This window comes from Pseudomonas sp. A39, from assembly GCF_058145955.1.
This window is the reverse complement of sequence record NZ_JBYVMD010000037.1, coordinates 1-16,296: the sequence shown is the minus strand read 5'-3', so window position 1 is coordinate 16,296 and position 16,296 is coordinate 1. Positions and strand designations below refer to the sequence as shown.

The following is a 16,296-nucleotide window of genomic DNA, read 5'->3' as shown; positions in this document are numbered from 1 at the left end:
GCCGTCATGCTCCTGACCCCCAATGCCATGAGCCGCAGGATGCGCTTGGGCCTCTACACCACCACCGGGTTGATTGGCCTTTTCCTGCTGCTGCCGATTGTGTTTATCGTGCTGCTGTCGTTCGGCTCGTCGCAATGGCTGGTGTTCCCACCGCCCGGCTGGACGCTGAAATGGTACGGCCAGTTCTTCTCCAACGCCGATTGGATGAACGCGGCCATGGCCAGCCTCAAGGTGGCCGTGTTGACCACCGTGTTCGCCGTCGCCCTGGGCCTGCCTACCGCGTTTGCCCTGGTGCGCGGGCGCTTCCCCGGCCGCGAATTGCTCTACGGCCTATTCACCCTGCCGATGATCGTGCCCTTGGTGATCATCGCCGTGGCGGTGTACGCGCTGTTCCTCAAGCTCGGCTACACCGGCACGATGTTCGCGTTTGTGGTCAGCCATGTGATCGTTGCGCTGCCGTTCACCATCATCTCGATCATCAACTCGCTGAAGCTGTTCGACCAGTCGATTGAAGACGCGGCGGTGATCTGCGGCGCCTCGCGCTTGCAGGCAGTGTTCAAGGTGACCTTCCCGGCGATTCGCCCGGGGATGGTAGCCGGCGCACTGTTCGCCTTTCTGGTCTCGTGGGACGAAGTGGTGCTCAGCGTGATGATGGCCAGCCCTACCCTGCAAACCCTTCCCGTAAAAATGTGGACCACCCTGCGCCAGGACCTGACGCCTGTGATCGCCGTCGCGTCGACGCTGCTGATCGGCCTCTCGGTGCTGGTCATGGTGATTGCCGCCGCCGTTCGCCGGCGTACCGAAACCCGCGCCTGAGCGCCGAGGAGAAGAACATGAGTGCAGTGATCAACGATGTCGCACAGAGCCACGGCCAACCCCTGGTCAGCCTGCGCAACCTGAACAAGCACTACGGTGAATTCGCTGCCGTGGACAACATCTCGCTGGACATCCAGGACGGCGAATTCCTCACCTTCCTCGGCTCCAGCGGCTCGGGCAAAAGCACCACGCTGTCGATGCTGGCCGGCTTCGAAACGCCAAGCAGCGGCGAGATCCTGGTCAGCGGTCAATCCCTGGTCAACGTGCCGCCGCACAAGCGCGACATCGGCATGGTGTTCCAGCGTTACTCGCTGTTCCCGCATTTGTCGGTACGCGACAACATCGCCTTCCCCCTGGCGATTCGCAAACTGGCCAGCGCCGAACGCGAAAAGCGCGTCGACGCCATGCTCAAGCTGGTGCAGTTGGAACAGTTCGCCCATCGCCGCCCTTCGCAATTATCTGGCGGCCAACAGCAACGGGTCGCCATCGCCCGCGCGCTGGTGTACGAGCCACGCATCCTGTTGATGGACGAACCCCTCGGCGCCCTCGACAAGAAGCTGCGTGAAGACCTGCAAGACGAACTGCGCCAGCTGCACCGGCGCTTGGGCATCACCATCGTCTACGTGACCCACGACCAGGAAGAAGCCATGCGCCTGTCCCAGCGCATCGCGATTTTCAGCCACGGCAAGATCGTCGGCCTGGGCAGCGGCTTCGACCTCTACCAGAACCCGCCGAACGCGTTTGTCGCCTCGTTCCTCGGCAACTCCAATTTCCTCAAGCTCAAGGCCCAGGGCAACGCAGTGGCGTCGTTCGAAGGCCAGGCGCTGTCGATCCGCCTGACCACCGGGCTGCACACCGAGCAGGATGTGCTGCTGATGGTACGCCCGGAAAAAGCCTTGGCGCTGAGCGTCGAACAGGCCGCCGAACAACCGCTGGCGGCGGGCTGGAATGAAGTGTCGGCGATTGTCGGTGAAGTGCTGTTCCTCGGCGAAAGCCAGACCTGCACCGTGAAAACCCTGGGCGGCACGTCGATGACGGTCAAGGCGCTGTCCGCTGCCGGCATGCCGCTCAAGGCCGGCGACCCGGTGCGTGTGCGCTGGGCGACGGCGGATGCGTGTGTGTATACGGAGTGGGCTGAAAGCGACCTGAACAAGGCCGCAGGCGCGCATTGAATCCCATGTGGGAGGGGGCTTGCCCCCGATAGCGTTGTGTCAGTTAAAGATGCATTCACTGACACTCCCTCATCGGGGGCAAGCCCCCTCCCACATTTGAAGTGCGTTTACCCGTTAAAGCTTGCGCTCGAAAATCGCCCCCTCGATCCCCAGCACCTCACGGGTATCGGCATAGATCCCCACGCCCTTCTCCCACACCTGCTTGATCGACTGATCCGCGCAGCGAATCTGGTAATTGAGTTCGAACGGCTCCTGCCGTGACAGCGCATATTGCACCTCGCGCCACACATAGTCGGCATCCTGCGCCAGGATCAGGCTGTTGTAGGTGAACTCATGGTTGTCCACCAGGCGCTCGGCGGGGTAGCCGGTGAGTTGCAGGCAGCCCGCGCTGACGAATTCCATGGTCCAGTCGCGGTTGTTGCGGCCGCGATAGATCAGGCCCGGCATGCTGTCGAGCAAGCTCATGCTGCTGCGCTGGCTGGCCTGCAAGGCGATTTCGCGGCGTTTGTGGGCCGTAACGTCACCGGCCACCAGGTAGAAGCCTTGGGGGCCGCGCTTGAGGCTGATGTCAAACCAGCGCAATTCACCGCTGGGGTGCACAAAACGCAGGCGCTGGTTGAATGAGGTGTCGGGGCGGCGGCGCAGTTCATTCAAGGCCTGGCGCCATAGCGGGCGGTCTTCCTGGTGCACGTAGTCCATCAGGTTACGCTCCGCGCCGTGCGGGCCCATCAACGCGGCCCAGGCCAGGTTGGAGTGGGCGATCTGGCCGTTGTCGCGCAGTTGCACTAAGGCGGCGGGAAAGCAATCCATCACGTCCATGGGCGGCGGCGCAAATGCTTCGGGGCTGTCCCTCATCTAGTGGCGCTCCTCGTGTTTCATCAAGGCGCCGCTGTGCACCCAGGCCGCCAGCTCCAGGCGCGAATGCAGGCCGAGTTTCTGCAACAGGCTGCGCACGTAGATTTTCACCGTGCCGTCGCTGATCCCCAGTTCGCGACCGATCTGTTTATTGCTCATGCCGGCGGCGATCAGCGCCAGGGTCTGGCCTTCGCGCTCGGTGAGGTTGCCGCTGTCGATGGGGTCGCACGACGGCGACGGCTCAGCCTGGTCGGCGAGCAAGGCAATCAGGGTCGAGTCCAGTACGATCGCGCCCTTGTGACAGTTGCGCATATACGCCAGCAACGCATCCGGCTCGGTTTCCTTGAGCACATAACCGCTGGCACCCAGGCGCAAGGCCGTGAGCAACTCGGCGCGGTCCATGGAGGCGGTGAGCACCACCACCTGGCAATCCAGGCGCAACTGGCGCAGTTCGTCCAGTACCTGCAAACCGCTGAGGCCAGGCATGTGCAAATCCAGCAGCACCTGTTGCGGCGTCAGGCTCACGGCCAGGTTGATGCCCTCGCGGCCGCTGGCCGCCTGCCCCACCACTTCGAAGTCGCCGCTGGCATCGAACAACTGCGCCAGGCCCTTGCGAAACAACGGGTGATCATCGATCAGTAATAAGGTCGTGCAGTCCATCGAGACTCCCCTGTGGCAGATCGTGGTGGCGACGCAGGCCAAGGTGCACACGCACCCCGTGCGGGCGGATCGCCTCTATGCTCAGCCGTGCACCGATGCTGGCGGCGCGCTCGCGGATAATCGCCAGGCCGAAATGGTTGTGCTCGTCGCAGGCCGGGATCAAGCCGATACCATCGTCTTCCACCGACACCGAGGCGTCGCCCTCCTGGGTCTGGCGCAGTTCGATCCGCACGTGGCGCGCGTGGGAATGCCGCACTGCGTTGGTCAGGGCCTCGCGGATGATCTGCAGGATCTGCAATTCGGTTTCCGGGCTCAGGGCGTCGTCGGCCAGGCGGTTGTCGAGTTCGAAGACAATGATGCAACGCCGCGAGAACTCCGCGACCGAATCGGCCAGGGCCTGGCGCAGCGAGCGCCCGTCCATGGTCAGGCGCGCACTGGTGATCAGCTCGCGCACCTGGCGTTGCAGTTGGCTCAGGCCGGTGCACAGGTCCTGCAGGGCCGGCTCGCCCAGTTGCGACTGCAAGCCATGGGCCTGGAACGACAGGTAGCCCAACTGCTGCGCCACCGAATCGTGCAGCTCACGGGCCAGGGCGCCGTGTCGGGAAGTCGCCTGTTTGCGCTGCTGCTCACGGTTGTGGCAGCGCAGGCGTACGGTCACGCCCACCGCCTGCGCCGCCTCTTCCAGTATCCGGCGCCAACTGGTACCGGCCCGCCGAGGGGTGTCGAGCAGCAATGCGCCCTTTTCACCCTCGGGCAAGGCGCACACCAGACGGTGCACGCCCCTTTGCCGGCAAGGTCCGCAGGCTTGGGGAGCGTCCGTCACGCTGGCGTCGCGCCAGGGGCAGCGCGCGACGGCCTGGCAACCGTCGACCGCCCCTCGCCGCGTCGGGCCCAGGTCTTCGCCGCCGAGGATCAGGTTAAGCCTGGCAGGCGGCAGCAGTGCGTCGAAACGGTCCAGGAAACCCGACAAGGCACCGTCAGCGTGCAGGGGCAACCCGGCCAACAACCTGCGCACGCTGCGCGCCTGTTCGGGGCGTACAGGCCCCAACCAGAGCGGCCAGCCTTTTGGTCGTGTCAGCACTCTTTGATAACTCCCCGTCCGGTTGCTCTGCGTGGTCAAGAAGCCCAGCAACTTCCATGCCCCGAATGGCCGGCGCACAAGGCTTATCTCCAAAGGCATAGCCCTTTTTCCAGATTGAGAAGATTTTCCCCATAGGAAAGTATCTCTCCCAACAGGAAACAAAAACGCACCGTGGAGAGCCCGCATGACGCCTACCCGCAGCCGCCCCATCGTGGTGATGCAATCCGCCGCCGCCCGCGCAGCGTTCATCAGCGAACTGCACATGCCCGTGCTGTTGAACGGCGAACACCCTGACTTTGCGCGGCGCCTGCAACACGCGTTGGCCAGCGCCACCGTGGGTTGCCGGCTTTACCTGCTGGGCGACGAAGCCTTTATCTGGCGTGTGCACGGCGAGGCCCGTGCCGCGGGCCTGGAAGACGACGAGATCGACATGACCTGCACCACGCCGGGCCTGCGCCAGGTGTATTGCGCGCACTGCGGCCTGACCCAGGCGGCCGGGCCGGCGCCGCTGTTGAACTGCATCGGCTGCCACGTCGGGCTGGAGGTCCGCACGCATTTTTCCCGGCGCCTGGGGGCGTACCTCGGCGTGTGCATCAACCCTGACCAGCCCTACGCGGGGTTCCAGCCATGAGCGCGGCCCTCAACGTCCAGGTCAGCGCAGCACGCATGCTCACGCCCGTCGTTCGCGAATTCACCCTGACGCCCGCCACGGGCAGCCTGCCCGGCTTCTCGCCCGGCAGCCATGTGCAGGTGCACCTGCCGCTGGCCGAAGGCACGGTGCGCAACGCCTATTCACTCACCAGCGACCCGGCGCACCCCCAGCACTATCGCATCGCCGTGCGCCTGCAAGACGCCTCGCGCGGTGGCTCGCAGTACCTGCACAGGCAGGTGCAGGTCGGCGACACCTTGCAGATTTCGCCGCCGGCCAATCTGTTCGCGCCCCATGGCACCGCGCGCCTGCACATCCTCATCGCCGCCGGGATCGGGATCACGCCGTTCATGGCCTATATCGCCGCAATGGAACAACAGCAGGCCGACTTCGAACTGCATTACCTGTTCCGCCGGGGCCTCAGCGACGCGTATCTGGACGAGCTGCAACACCGCCTCGGCCCGCGCCTGCACGCCTACGAACGGCGCCCGGACCTGAACCCAATCCTCGGCAACCGGCCGCTGGGCAGCCACGTCTACACCTGTGGTCCGCAGCCCTTGCTCGAGGCGGTTGAGCAACACGCCACACGCCTCGGCTGGCCGCTCAAGCGCGTGCATTCGGAAGCCTTCAAGGGCGCACAACCCGGCCAGCCGTTCGACCTGCACCTGCTGCGCAGCGGCCGACGCCTGCGGGTCGAGGCCGAGCAAAGCCTGCTCGAAGCCCTGGAACAGGCCGGCCTGCAAGTGCCCAACCTGTGCCGTGGCGGGGTCTGCGGGCAATGCATCACGCGCCACCAAGGCGGCACCATCGAACACCGTGACAGCTTCCTCAGCCCGGCCGAGCAGGCCGACTTTCTGATGCCCTGCGTCTCGCGCGGCAGCGGCCCCTGCGTTTCGCTGGACCTATAGGAGTGAGTGCCATGCCCCTGCAAACGAGCCCCGTGCTGAGCTATCGCGACGATTTCAGTTTTCGCAACAGCCCGGCAGCGATCCGCCGTTTTCCCTTTCCCTTTACCGAGGACAGCTACCTGTACTCGGTGAACATCGAACCGGCCATCTCCCGCGACCCCGGCTCGATCTATGAGCACGCCTTCGACATCGACGAGCACTACCGCTCGGAAATGGCCGAGCGCGCCCTGGTGTTGGACAAGGACCCGCGCCGCTACCTGGTGATGCCACACATGCAAGTGGCCGCCTGGGATGCACTGCAGATGATCATGGAGCACCTGGCTACCGACTACCCGCAGTGGTTCAGCCTGGTGCAAGACGGCGAGCGCTGGCAGTGGCGCAACCACCTGCTGGACATCGACCAGCCCTTCATCTTCGGCGATGCCACCAGCCTGCCCTGCGCGCCGCTGGAGTACATCGGCCGCCAGGTGCAGGGGGATTTCGCCCTGCTCGACCAGCGCGACGGCGACCTGTACATGGACGCCGGCCTGGTCACCAGCCCGGCCGACTGGTCGTTGGCGTTCGACGCCGGCATGAGTTTCAAGCAATGGCACGCACCGGTGCCCATGGCCCATCAGATGGGCGTGTTCGAGCGCGCACTGAAGTACCTGCTCAACGTGCAGGTCGGCCAGCCGGTACGGCGCTTGAACTGGACCCTGACCATCAACCCGCGCCTGGATTCGTCGCCGGAAACCTTCCATGAATGGGGCGCCGATCGCGGCCAGATCACCGCCGAGAACGTCGGGCAGCAGGTACACCTGCGGGTCGAGCTGCAAGTGATGGCGCGCCTGCCGCGCAGCCACGCGGTGATGTTCAGCATCCGTACCTACCTGATCAGCCTGGACGAGCTGGTCACGCAACCCGGCTGGGGCTGTCGCCTGCACCGCGTGCTGCGCGACCTGCCCGACCCCATCGCCGACTACAAGGGCATGACCCGCTACCGCCACACGCTGGTCGAGTGGTTGAGCCAGTTCGACCCACAGGCCTGACGCCCCCTCTTCTACGACAAGGAACCTCACATGACCCACTCATGGCGTATTTCTGCATTGGCCGAACGGCACCGCGCCCTCGGCTCGAATCTCGAAGACTGGAACGGCATGGGCACTGCCTGGACCTACAGCAGTGACCTCGCCGACCACCACCAGGCGATCCGTACCCACGCCGGGTTGATGGACGTGTCGGGGCTGAAAAAAGTCCACTACGTGGGACCCCACGCCGAGAGCCTGTTGCAGTGGGCCACCACCCGCGACATCGCCAAGCTCTACCCCGGCAAATCGGTCTACGCCTCGATGCTCGATGAGGACGGCAAGTTCGTCGATGACTGCATCGTCTATCGCACCGGTCCGAATGCGTTCATGGTGGTGCATGGCGCCGGCACCGGGCATGAAATGCTCGTGCGCTCGGCCCAGGGCCGGCAAGTGGCGGTGCTGTTCGATGACGACCTGCACGACCTGTCGCTGCAAGGGCCGTTGGCGGTGGATTTCCTCGCCGAACACGTGCCCGGCATCCGCCAACTGGCGTACTTCCATCACCTGCAAACCCGCCTGTTCGACCGCCCGGTGATGATCTCCCGCACCGGCTACACCGGCGAGCGCGGCTACGAGATTTTCTGCAAGGCCGCCGATGCGCCGTTCCTGTGGGACAGCATCCTTGAACAAGGGGCGAGCCTGGGGATCGTCCCCTGCGCCTTCACCGCCCTGGACTGGTTGCGGGTGGAAAGCTCGCTGATGTTCTTCCCCTACGACAACTCGCAGATGTACCCCTTCGCCGACCAGAAGGCCGGCGACACCCTCTGGGAAATGGGCCTGGACTTCACCGTCTCGCCCGGCAAGCACGCCTTCCGTGGCGCCGAAGAACACCTGCGCCTGCGCGGCCAGGAGCGTTTCAAGATCACCGGCGTGCTGCTTGAGGGCGTTCGCGCCGCCGAGGCTGGCGACGCCTTATGGCAAGGCAACCAGCAAGTCGGCGTGATCACCTGCGGCATGTATTCGCGCCTGAGCAAACGCTCGATGGCCATCGCGCGCATGAGCGTCGCCTGCTCAGAACCCGGTATTGCCTTGCAGGTACGCGGCAGCCTTGAGGCCAGCGCCAGCACCCACGCCCTGCCCTTCGACGACCCGCAAAAAACCAAGCGCACGGCCAAGGGCTAAGCCTTCCTTCACTGAATTCAGGAGCCTTCGATGGACGCCTCCCGCGAACATTACATCCTCAAGATCACCTGCCCGGCGGCGTCCGGGATTGTCGCCGCGATCAGCGCGTGCCTGGCCCAACAGCAGTGCTACATCAGCGAGCTGGCGCAGTTCGACGACGAGTTCACCGGGCAGTTTTTCATGCGCGCGGTGTTCCGTTTCAACACCGGCGTGAGCGGCGACATCGGTGCCCTGCGCAACGGCCTCGGCGACCTCGCCGGTGGCTTCGACATGCACTGGCAGTTGTTCAGCTCACGCCAACCGACCCGCGTGCTGCTGATGGTCAGCAAGTTCGACCACTGCCTCACCGACCTGCTCTACCGCCACCGCAAGGGCGAGATGGACATGCACATCACCGCCGTGGTCTCCAACCACCTGGACCTGCGGGCGATGGCCGAGCGCGAAGGCATTCGTTTCATCTATCTGCCGATCACCCAGGACACCAAGGCCCGCCAGGAAGCCGAGCTGATGCGCATCGTCGAAGACACCCAGACCGACCTGGTGGTGCTCGCACGCTACATGCAGATCCTGTCCGACGGCCTGTGCCAGCAACTGTCGGGCCGGGCGATCAATATCCACCACTCGTTCCTGCCCGGTTTCAAGGGCGCCAAGCCCTACCACCAGGCCTATGACCGTGGCGTCAAGCTGATCGGCGCCACCGCCCACTACGTCACCAGCGACCTGGATGAGGGCCCGATCATCGAGCAGGAAATCCAGCGCGTCGACCATACCCACTTGCCCGACTCGCTGGTTGCCATCGGCCGTGACACCGAAACCGTGGCCCTTTCCAAAGCCCTGAAATACCACCTGGAACACCGGGTGTTCATCAACCAGGACAAGACAGTGATCTTTCGCTGAACCCTTCAGGAGGCACGCTCATGACCCTACGTGTTGCAATCATCGGCGCCGGCCCGTGTGGCCTGGCGCAACTTCGCGCGTTCCAGTCGGCCCGCGACAAAGGTGCCGCCATCCCCGAACTGGTGTGCTTCGAGAAACAGCAGGACTGGGGCGGCATGTGGAACTACACCTGGCGCACCGGCCTCGACGAGAACGGCGAGCCGGTGCACGGCAGCATGTACCGCTACCTGTGGTCCAACGGCCCCAAGGAATGCCTGGAGTTCGCCGACTACACCTTCGAAGAACACTTCGGCCGGCCCATCGGTTCCTACCCGCCGCGTGAAGTGCTGTGGGACTACATCAAGGGCCGCGTGGAAAAGGCCGGCGTGCGCGACTACATCCGCTTCAACAATGTGGTGCGCCAAGTCACCTTCGACGCACAGAGCCAGCGCTTCACCCTCTATGCCCACGACTACACCAGCGACACCTTGACCAGCGAAGCATTCGACTATGTGATCAACGCCTGCGGCCACTTCTCCACGCCCAAGGTGCCGTACTTCGAAGGCTTCGAACAGTTTGCCGGGCGCATCCTGCATGCCCACGATTTTCGCGAGGCGCTGGAGTTCAAGGACAAGGACCTGCTGATTATCGGCAGCAGCTATTCGGCCGAGGACATCGGCTCGCAATGCTACAAATACGGCGCGCGCAGCATCACCAGTTGCTACCGCAGCGCGCCCATGGGCTATGCCTGGCCGGATAACTGGGAAGAAAAACCGCTGCTCCAGCGCCTGGAAAACAACCGCGCGTACTTTGTCGACGGCAGCAGCAAGCACATCGACGCGGTGATCCTGTGCACCGGCTACAAGCACCACTTCCCGTTCCTGCCCGATGAACTGAGCCTCAAGACCGACAACCGCCTGTGGCCGATGAACCTCTACAAGGGCGTGTTCTGGGAACCCAACCCCCGCCTGATCTACCTGGGCATGCAGGACCAGTGGTACTCCTTCAACATGTTCGACGCCCAGGCCTGGTATGCCCGCGATGTGATCCTCGGGCGCATACCACTACCCGGCCACGCTGACATGGTCGCCGACAGCCAAGCGTGGCACGCACGGGAACAGGCCCTGGAAACCAACCAGCAGATGTTCGAGTACCAGGGCGCCTACATTCAGCAACTGGTGGACGCCACCGACTACCCGAATTTCGACATCGCCGCCGTCAACGAAACCTTTCTGCACTGGAAGCACGACAAGGCGGAAAACATCATGGGCTATCGCGACAAGTCCTATCGCTCGCTGATGACCGGCACCCAGTCGCCGCCGCACCACACGCCGTGGTTGCAGGCCCTGGATGACTCGATGGCGGCCTACTTGGGAGAGCCCACGACCCCCATCAAGTCGGTCGGCTGATGATGAATGCACCCCGTGTTTCCCATCCCCGAGAGCCCGGGCTGTTTGCCCGCGCGCCGAACCTGGAACGCTACCGCGTGGCCGCCGGCGGTGTGACCCTGGTCGACTTGCAACCCGGCGACAGCCTGCACGTGATCGACGTCGAAGGCCGGCAAACCTGCACACTGCTGGCCCTCGACGCTGGCGGTCGCAGCGCGCTGGCAAGCTGGGGGCTGAACGCGTCAACGGCTTGCCGTGTGCCTGGGCGGATCGGCCAGGCGCTCCAGCGGCGTGGCATCGACGCACAGGCATTGCCGCTGGCCGCCTCGCTATGGGACGCCGACAGCCCGCCCGGCCACAGCCGGCAGTTTGTCGCCGAGGACGCGCTGCTGGTGATTGTCGCCGCACCCGCCGAGGCTACGGCCGTCGACCGGCAATACCGGCCCAGCGAGCTGCGCCTGATAGTGACGCGGGCCAACCCGTCGCCGCTGCTGGTGCCCGCCCTCCCCGAGCCGTTGGGCGATGTACTCGACGAATTCACCCTGCGCGCGGGCACGGCCCACAGCTACACCGTCGCCAAGGGGCAGTACATCCAGGTGCTGGACGTCGCGGGCCGCCAGTGTTCGGACTTCGTCGCCCTCGACCGGCGAGCCCTGGATCGCGGCGTGGAACTGGACCTGGACCAGACCGTCACGCGCACGCTGAACGGCAGCGCGTATCCGGCACCGGGGCTGTTCTCAAAGTTTTTCGACCGCCATATGCAACCGATGCTGGAGGTGGTGCAAGACACGGTCGGGCGCCACGATTCATTCGCCCTGGCCTGCGCGGCGCGCTACTACGAAACCCATGGCTATTTCGGGCACGACAACTGCAGCGACAACCTCAGCCGCGTCCTTGCGCCCCATGGCGTGCAGGCGCGCAACGGCTGGCCGGCGATCAATTTCTTCTTCAACACCGGCATCGATGCGCACCAGCAGATGACCCTGGATGAACCCTGGTCGCGACCCGGCGATTACGTGCTGCTGCGGGCCATGAACGACCTGCTGTGCGGCAGTACCTCGTGCCCGGATGACATTGACCCGGCCAACGGCTGGAACCCGACCGATATCCATGTCCGCATCTACAGCGAGAAGGAGCGTTTTTCCATCGCCATGAGCACTCGAACCACGGCAGATGCCGACCCGATCCTCACCCGTGAGTCCGCGTTCCACTCACGCACCCGCGCCCTCACCGGCAGCTTCACCGACTACCGCAATTGGTGGCTGCCACTGCGCTACGACGGTTACGGCGTGACTGAGGAATACCTCGGTTGCCGCGAACGGGTGGCGGTGATGGACCTGACCGCCCTGCGCAAATTCGAAATCATCGGCCCCGACGCCGAAGCCCTGTTGCAGTACTGCCTGACCCGCGACGTACGGCGCCTGGCGGTGGGCCAGGTGGTGTATTCGGCAATGTGTCACGCCCACGGCGGCATGCTCGACGACGGCACCCTGCTGCGCCTGGGCCCGGACAACTTCCGCTGGATCTGCGGCGAAGACTACGCCGGCGTGTGGTTGCGCGAGCAGGCACAGAAACTGGGCATGAAGGTGTGGGTCAAGTCGGCCAGTGAGCAGATTCACAACCTGGCGGTGCAAGGGCCGCTGAGTCGCGAGCTGCTCAAGCAGATGGTCTGGACCCCGCCCACGCAACCGAGTGTGGAAACCCTCGGCTGGTTTCGCTTCCTGGTCGGTCGGCTGGACGGTTTCGACGGCTGCCCGTTGATGATTTCGCGCACCGGCTACACCGGCGAACTGGGCTTTGAGGTGTGGTGCCAGCCCGAAGACGCCGTACAGGTCTGGGACCGCATCTGGCAACTCGGCCAACCCTTGGGCCTGGTGCCCCTGGGCCTTGAAGCCTTGGACCTGCTGCGCATCGAAGCCGGGCTGATTTTCGCCGGCTACGAGTTCAGCGACCAGACCGATCCGTTCGAGGCCGGTATCGGTTTCAGCGTGCCGCTCAAGAGCAAGACGGATGACTTTATCGGTCGCGACGCCCTGCTACGGCGCAGCGCCCACCCCAGCCACAAACTGGTCGGCCTGCACCTGAGCGGCAACGAGGTCGCCCACCACGGCGACCCGGTATACCAGGGCCGCGCCCAGGTCGGGGTGATCACCAGTGCCTGCCGCTCACCGCTGCTGGCCAGCAATATCGCGCTGTGCCGGGTCGACGTGAGCTGCGCCGAGCCCGGCACTGAACTTGAGATCGGCAAAGTCGATGGCCTGCAGAAGCGCATCAGCGCCACGGTCAGCGCCGCGATTTTCTACGACCCGGACAAAAGCCGGGTGCGCAGCTGATCGTCCCGAAACGGGAGTGCCAGCGCATTTTGACTGCCCCAACCTAACCGCTATTCAGACATGGGAATACGAAGATGGAAGCGACGACGTTCGAGGCTGTACCGCAGGCTGCCGGCTCGGTGGGCAGCCTGCACCGCAAGATCGATTGGCGCGGGGCATTCTGGGTCGCCAGTGGCGTACCCGCGCTGGTGCTGTTCTCCATCGGTGCGATTGCCGCCACGGTGGGCAAACCGGCGTGGATCGTGTGGATCGTGTCGATCCTGTTCGGGTTTATCCAGGCCTTTACCTACGCCGAGATCGCGGGGCTGTTCCCGCACAAATCCGGCGGTGCCTCGGTGTACGGCGCGGTGGCCTGGGTGCGCTACAGCAAACTGATCGCACCGGTGTCGGTGTGGTGCAACTGGCTGGCTTGGTCACCGGTGCTGTCCATCGGTTCGGGGCTGGCGGCGGGGTATATCCTCACGGCGCTGTTTCCCGCCGATGCGTTGATCAACACCTGGCAACTGACCCTGCTGGACCTGGGCTGGGTGAAAAGCGGCCTGTCGTTGCGCATCAACGCGACGTTCGCCATTGGTTTGTTGATTTTGCTCACGGTGTTTGCCGTGCAGCACGGCGGCATCCTGCGCTCGGCACGGCTGACCCTGGTGCTCGGCGTCACCTCGTTGATTCCGCTGCTGCTGGTGGGCGTGGTGCCGTTGTTCACCGGGGATGCGACCCAGGCCAACTTCCTGCCGCTGTACCCCTTGGCCCATGACGCAGCCGGGCAAGTCATCGATGGGCCATGGGATATGTCCGGCTGGTCATTGATGGCCGGCGGGCTGTTCATGGCGGCGTGGTCCACCTACGGCTTTGAAACGGCGGTGTGCTACACCCGCGAATTCAAGGACCCCAAGCGCGACACCTTCAAGGCGATCTTCTACGCCGGCCTGCTGTGCATCCTGGTGTTCACCCTGGTGCCGCTGGCGTTTCAAGGCAGCCTCGGGCTGGGGCAACTGGTGACGCCAGCGGTGCTCGATGCCAGCGGCGCAGTCGTCACGCCCGCGGTGTACAGCGGCCTGCTCTCGCCGGCGATCTACAGCGGCATGGGCGTTGGCCAGGTGATGGCCGACAGCATCGGCGGCGGCAAGGTGGTGGCCAATATCGTATTGATCATGCTGGTGCTGGCGACGTTGCTGGCGATCATGACCTCGATGTCCGGCTCGTCGCGAACGTTGTACCAGGCGTCGGTGGACGGTTGGCTGCCCAAGTACCTGGGGCGCACCAACGAACATGGCGCGCCGACGGCGGCGATGTGGACCGACCTGTCGTTCAACCTGCTGCTGTTGCTGATGTCGGACTATGTATTCGTGCTTGCGGCTTCAAACGTCAGCTACATCATTTTCAACTTCCTCAACCTCAATGCCGGCTGGATCCACCGCCTTGACCGCCCCGACTGGGTGCGCCCGTACAAAGCCCCCACCGTACTGCTGGCGGCCGGCGGCGTGCTGAGTTTCGTCAACCTGGCCTGTATGGGCCTGGGCGCGGACATCTGGGGCGCGGGCACGCTGGTCACCGGTTTGTTGCTGGCGCTGCTGATCCTGCCGGTGTTCTGCTACCGCCACTATGTGCAGGATAAGGGCCACTTCCCCGCCGCCATGCTCACTGACCTGTATATCCAGGCCGATGACGGCCAACGCCGCGCCGGCTGGCTGCCCTATGCCACGCTGGTCGCCGGTGTGCTGGTGGTGTATGCCTGCCATCAACTGGTAGCCTGAGCCTTCTGGCCTGCCTATGGCTGAGGGATTCTTATCCCTCAGCGCCTTGATTTCCCCAGACAACGGTGACGCTTTTGACCAGTTCTCTCCCCCCGCTTGCCCGCGATATTGACGGCAAGGCCATCTCTGCGCGGGTGCTCGATGAGGTTCGCGAAGAGGTCCTGCTGCTTGCCTCACAGCAGATCTACCCGGCCCTGGCAGTAATGCTGGTGGGCGACGACCCGGCCAGCCACGTCTACGTGCGCAATAAACTGCTGCGGGCCAAGGACGTCGGGATTCGCTCCCTGGAATACCGGCTGCCGGAGGATGCCAGCCAGACGCAGGTGCTCGACCTGCTTGACCAGTTGAATGCCGACACATCGGTCAACGGCATCCTGGTGCAATTGCCGCTGCCGGCGCATATCGACGAAGCGGCGGTTATCCACGCGATCGACCCGATCAAGGATGTGGATGGCTTCCACCGCGAAAACGTCGGCGGCCTGGTGCAAGGCATCGAGGTGCTCACGCCCTGCACACCCAGCGGCTGCATGCGCCTGCTGCACGAAACCTGCGGCGACTTAAGCGGCTTGCACGCGGTGGTGATCGGTCGTTCGAACATTGTCGGCAAACCCATGGCGACCTTGCTGTTGCAAGCCCACTGCTCGGTCAGCGTGGTGCACTCGCGCAGCGTCGATGCACCGGCGTTGTGCCGCTTGGCCGACATCGTCGTCGCCGCCGTGGGCCGACCCCAGTTGATCGATGCCCGTTGGCTCAAGCCCGGCGCAGTGGTGATCGATGTGGGCATCAACCGCATCACGACCGAGACCGGCACGCGGTTGGTGGGGGATGTGGATTACGCCAGCGCACGCACCGTGGCCAGCGCGATCACGCCGGTACCCGGCGGTGTGGGGCCGATGACGATAGCTTACTTGCTGAAGAACACCCTGGTGGCGAGCCAGCTGCAACGCAGCAAGGCAAATGAGGGAGGGAGCTTGCCCCCGATGGTCGTGGCTCAGCTACAACCAAGCTGACTGACAGATCCTGTCGGCGCATAAGCTTTTCTACAATGGTAACCACGATGCGAAGCGAGCCGCCCTTGATCTTGCTTTAGCTCTTGATCTCAGGCGCCCCGTCAACCACGCTGGCCGGAATTCGATAGTGATTTGGGGGGTAAACCGGCAGGGATGCCGGTTTAGCCGCCCCGCGCCATGGATGGCGCGTGGCGGCGGCCCCCCAAATCAATGTCGGATTACGGGCACACCGAGCCTGGGCGAGGTGCCGAGTGGTGGGGCGAAGGCTTTTTGCTTACTTTTGGGCCTCTCCAAAAGTGAGTCGCTGTAAGAGCGAAACCATAAGCAGCCGTTACCGCAGCAACGGATATGTACTCATTCCACTCCAGCATCCTGGTCGGCTGTCAGGCCGCCAGCGGGAGCAAGCTCCCTCGCCACAAGTTCAGCGCCATACCCAGGGTGGTGTAGATACCGATGCCTCGATGGCGCTGAATCAGTCACCTGATTAATCGACTGACACACCGCTATCGGGGGCAAGCCCCCTACCACATTTGGATCGCGGTCTAACCGTTAGATGCCGCTCGGCTGTCAGGCCGCCGGCGGGAGCAAGCTCCCTCGCCACAGGT

Annotated in this window: 14 protein-coding genes; 11 read left to right on the top strand and 3 right to left on the bottom strand. The window is 64.2% G+C overall.

Annotation, left to right across the window (positions count from 1 at the left end; genetic code table 11):
- The first annotated feature begins 6 nt into the window (after positions 1–6).
- Positions 7–816 (top strand): ABC transporter permease, encoded by an 810-nt coding sequence (locus tag AC3ZU9_RS23725; protein ID WP_010567348.1) that lies wholly within the window; start codon positions 7–9, stop codon positions 814–816.
- Between the two features lie 17 nt (positions 817–833).
- Positions 834–1,988 (top strand): ABC transporter ATP-binding protein, encoded by a 1,155-nt coding sequence (locus AC3ZU9_RS23720; protein WP_012723566.1) that lies wholly within the window; start codon positions 834–836, stop codon positions 1,986–1,988.
- A 114-nt stretch (positions 1,989–2,102) separates the two neighbouring features.
- Here AC3ZU9_RS23720 and AC3ZU9_RS23715 read toward each other — a convergent pair whose 3' ends face one another.
- The 3 genes from AC3ZU9_RS23715 to AC3ZU9_RS23705 are packed head-to-tail and all read right to left on the bottom strand — an operon-like array spanning position 2,103 to position 4,518.
- On the bottom strand, positions 2,103–2,843 hold the full coding sequence (locus AC3ZU9_RS23715) for a PAS domain-containing protein (RefSeq protein WP_320400551.1): 741 nt from the start codon (positions 2,841–2,843) through the stop codon (positions 2,103–2,105).
- Positions 2,844–3,503 carry a response regulator gene (locus AC3ZU9_RS23710; protein WP_046035758.1) on the bottom strand — a complete coding sequence of 220 codons (660 nt, stop codon included), beginning with the start codon at positions 3,501–3,503 and terminating at the stop codon, positions 2,844–2,846. It abuts the gene before it with no gap.
- Positions 3,472–4,518, bottom strand: a complete 1,047-nt coding sequence (locus AC3ZU9_RS23705; RefSeq protein WP_043206208.1) for an ATP-binding protein — start codon at positions 4,516–4,518, stop codon at positions 3,472–3,474. Before AC3ZU9_RS23705 ends, AC3ZU9_RS23710 begins: the two co-directional genes overlap by 32 nt.
- 250 nt (positions 4,519–4,768) lie before the next feature.
- On the opposite strand from AC3ZU9_RS23705, the gene AC3ZU9_RS23700 reads away from it, so the two are divergent.
- The 9 genes from AC3ZU9_RS23700 (at position 4,769) to AC3ZU9_RS23660 (ending at position 15,691) form a co-directional block, all read left to right on the top strand.
- Positions 4,769–5,215 carry a dimethylamine monooxygenase subunit DmmA family protein gene (locus tag AC3ZU9_RS23700; RefSeq protein ID WP_012723562.1) on the top strand — a complete coding sequence of 149 codons (447 nt, stop codon included), beginning with the start codon at positions 4,769–4,771 and terminating at the stop codon, positions 5,213–5,215.
- Entirely contained in the window at positions 5,212–6,141 is a 930-nt protein-coding gene (locus AC3ZU9_RS23695; protein WP_102060639.1) for a PDR/VanB family oxidoreductase, read from the top strand. The genes AC3ZU9_RS23700 and AC3ZU9_RS23695 overlap by 4 nt, the downstream gene beginning before the upstream one ends.
- An 11-nt stretch (positions 6,142–6,152) precedes the next feature.
- Positions 6,153–7,169 carry a heme-dependent oxidative N-demethylase family protein gene (locus tag AC3ZU9_RS23690; protein ID WP_102060640.1) on the top strand — a complete coding sequence of 339 codons (1,017 nt, stop codon included), beginning with the start codon at positions 6,153–6,155 and terminating at the stop codon, positions 7,167–7,169.
- Positions 7,170–7,199: 30 nt separating this feature from the next.
- Positions 7,200–8,330, top strand: a complete 1,131-nt coding sequence (locus AC3ZU9_RS23685) for an aminomethyl transferase family protein (RefSeq protein ID WP_490091430.1) — start codon at positions 7,200–7,202, stop codon at positions 8,328–8,330.
- Positions 8,331–8,360: 30 nt separating this feature from the next.
- Positions 8,361–9,227 carry a formyltetrahydrofolate deformylase gene (gene purU / locus AC3ZU9_RS23680; protein WP_012723558.1) on the top strand — a complete coding sequence of 289 codons (867 nt, stop codon included), beginning with the start codon at positions 8,361–8,363 and terminating at the stop codon, positions 9,225–9,227.
- A gap of 20 nt (positions 9,228–9,247) precedes the next feature.
- On the top strand, positions 9,248–10,615 hold the full coding sequence (locus tag AC3ZU9_RS23675) for a trimethylamine monooxygenase (RefSeq protein WP_490091429.1): 1,368 nt from the start codon (positions 9,248–9,250) through the stop codon (positions 10,613–10,615).
- A gap of 2 nt (positions 10,616–10,617) precedes the next feature.
- The gene (locus AC3ZU9_RS23670; RefSeq protein ID WP_490091439.1) at positions 10,618–12,927 is read left to right on the top strand and encodes a trimethylamine N-oxide demethylase; all 2,310 of its coding nucleotides are present in this window, start codon (positions 10,618–10,620) and stop codon (positions 12,925–12,927) included.
- A gap of 74 nt (positions 12,928–13,001) precedes the next feature.
- On the top strand, positions 13,002–14,681 hold the full coding sequence (locus tag AC3ZU9_RS23665; RefSeq protein ID WP_093546757.1) for an APC family permease: 1,680 nt from the start codon (positions 13,002–13,004) through the stop codon (positions 14,679–14,681).
- Positions 14,682–14,746: 65 nt separating this feature from the next.
- Positions 14,747–15,691: a bifunctional 5,10-methylenetetrahydrofolate dehydrogenase/5,10-methenyltetrahydrofolate cyclohydrolase gene (locus AC3ZU9_RS23660; protein ID WP_490091428.1), complete on the top strand. Its 945-nt coding sequence runs from the start codon at positions 14,747–14,749 to the stop codon at positions 15,689–15,691.
- The last annotated feature ends 605 nt before the right edge of the window (positions 15,692–16,296 follow it).

Bases quoted from the DNA above. Each gene is read 5' to 3' on its own strand.
- AC3ZU9_RS23725 (WP_010567348.1), top strand. From the start codon at position 7: ATGCTCCTGACCCCCAATGCCATGAGCCGCAGGATGCGCTTGGGCCTC.
- AC3ZU9_RS23720 (WP_012723566.1), top strand. From the start codon at position 834: ATGAGTGCAGTGATCAACGATGTCGCACAGAGCCACGGCCAACCCCTG.
- AC3ZU9_RS23715 (WP_320400551.1), bottom strand. From the start codon at position 2,843: ATGAGGGACAGCCCCGAAGCATTTGCGCCGCCGCCCATGGACGTGATG.
- AC3ZU9_RS23710 (WP_046035758.1), bottom strand. From the start codon at position 3,503: ATGGACTGCACGACCTTATTACTGATCGATGATCACCCGTTGTTTCGC.
- AC3ZU9_RS23700 (WP_012723562.1), top strand. From the start codon at position 4,769: ATGACGCCTACCCGCAGCCGCCCCATCGTGGTGATGCAATCCGCCGCC.
- AC3ZU9_RS23695 (WP_102060639.1), top strand. From the start codon at position 5,212: ATGAGCGCGGCCCTCAACGTCCAGGTCAGCGCAGCACGCATGCTCACG.
- AC3ZU9_RS23690 (WP_102060640.1), top strand. From the start codon at position 6,153: ATGCCCCTGCAAACGAGCCCCGTGCTGAGCTATCGCGACGATTTCAGT.
- AC3ZU9_RS23685 (WP_490091430.1), top strand. From the start codon at position 7,200: ATGACCCACTCATGGCGTATTTCTGCATTGGCCGAACGGCACCGCGCC.
- purU (WP_012723558.1), top strand. From the start codon at position 8,361: ATGGACGCCTCCCGCGAACATTACATCCTCAAGATCACCTGCCCGGCG.
- AC3ZU9_RS23675 (WP_490091429.1), top strand. From the start codon at position 9,248: ATGACCCTACGTGTTGCAATCATCGGCGCCGGCCCGTGTGGCCTGGCG.
- AC3ZU9_RS23670 (WP_490091439.1), top strand. From the start codon at position 10,618: ATGAATGCACCCCGTGTTTCCCATCCCCGAGAGCCCGGGCTGTTTGCC.
- AC3ZU9_RS23665 (WP_093546757.1), top strand. From the start codon at position 13,002: ATGGAAGCGACGACGTTCGAGGCTGTACCGCAGGCTGCCGGCTCGGTG.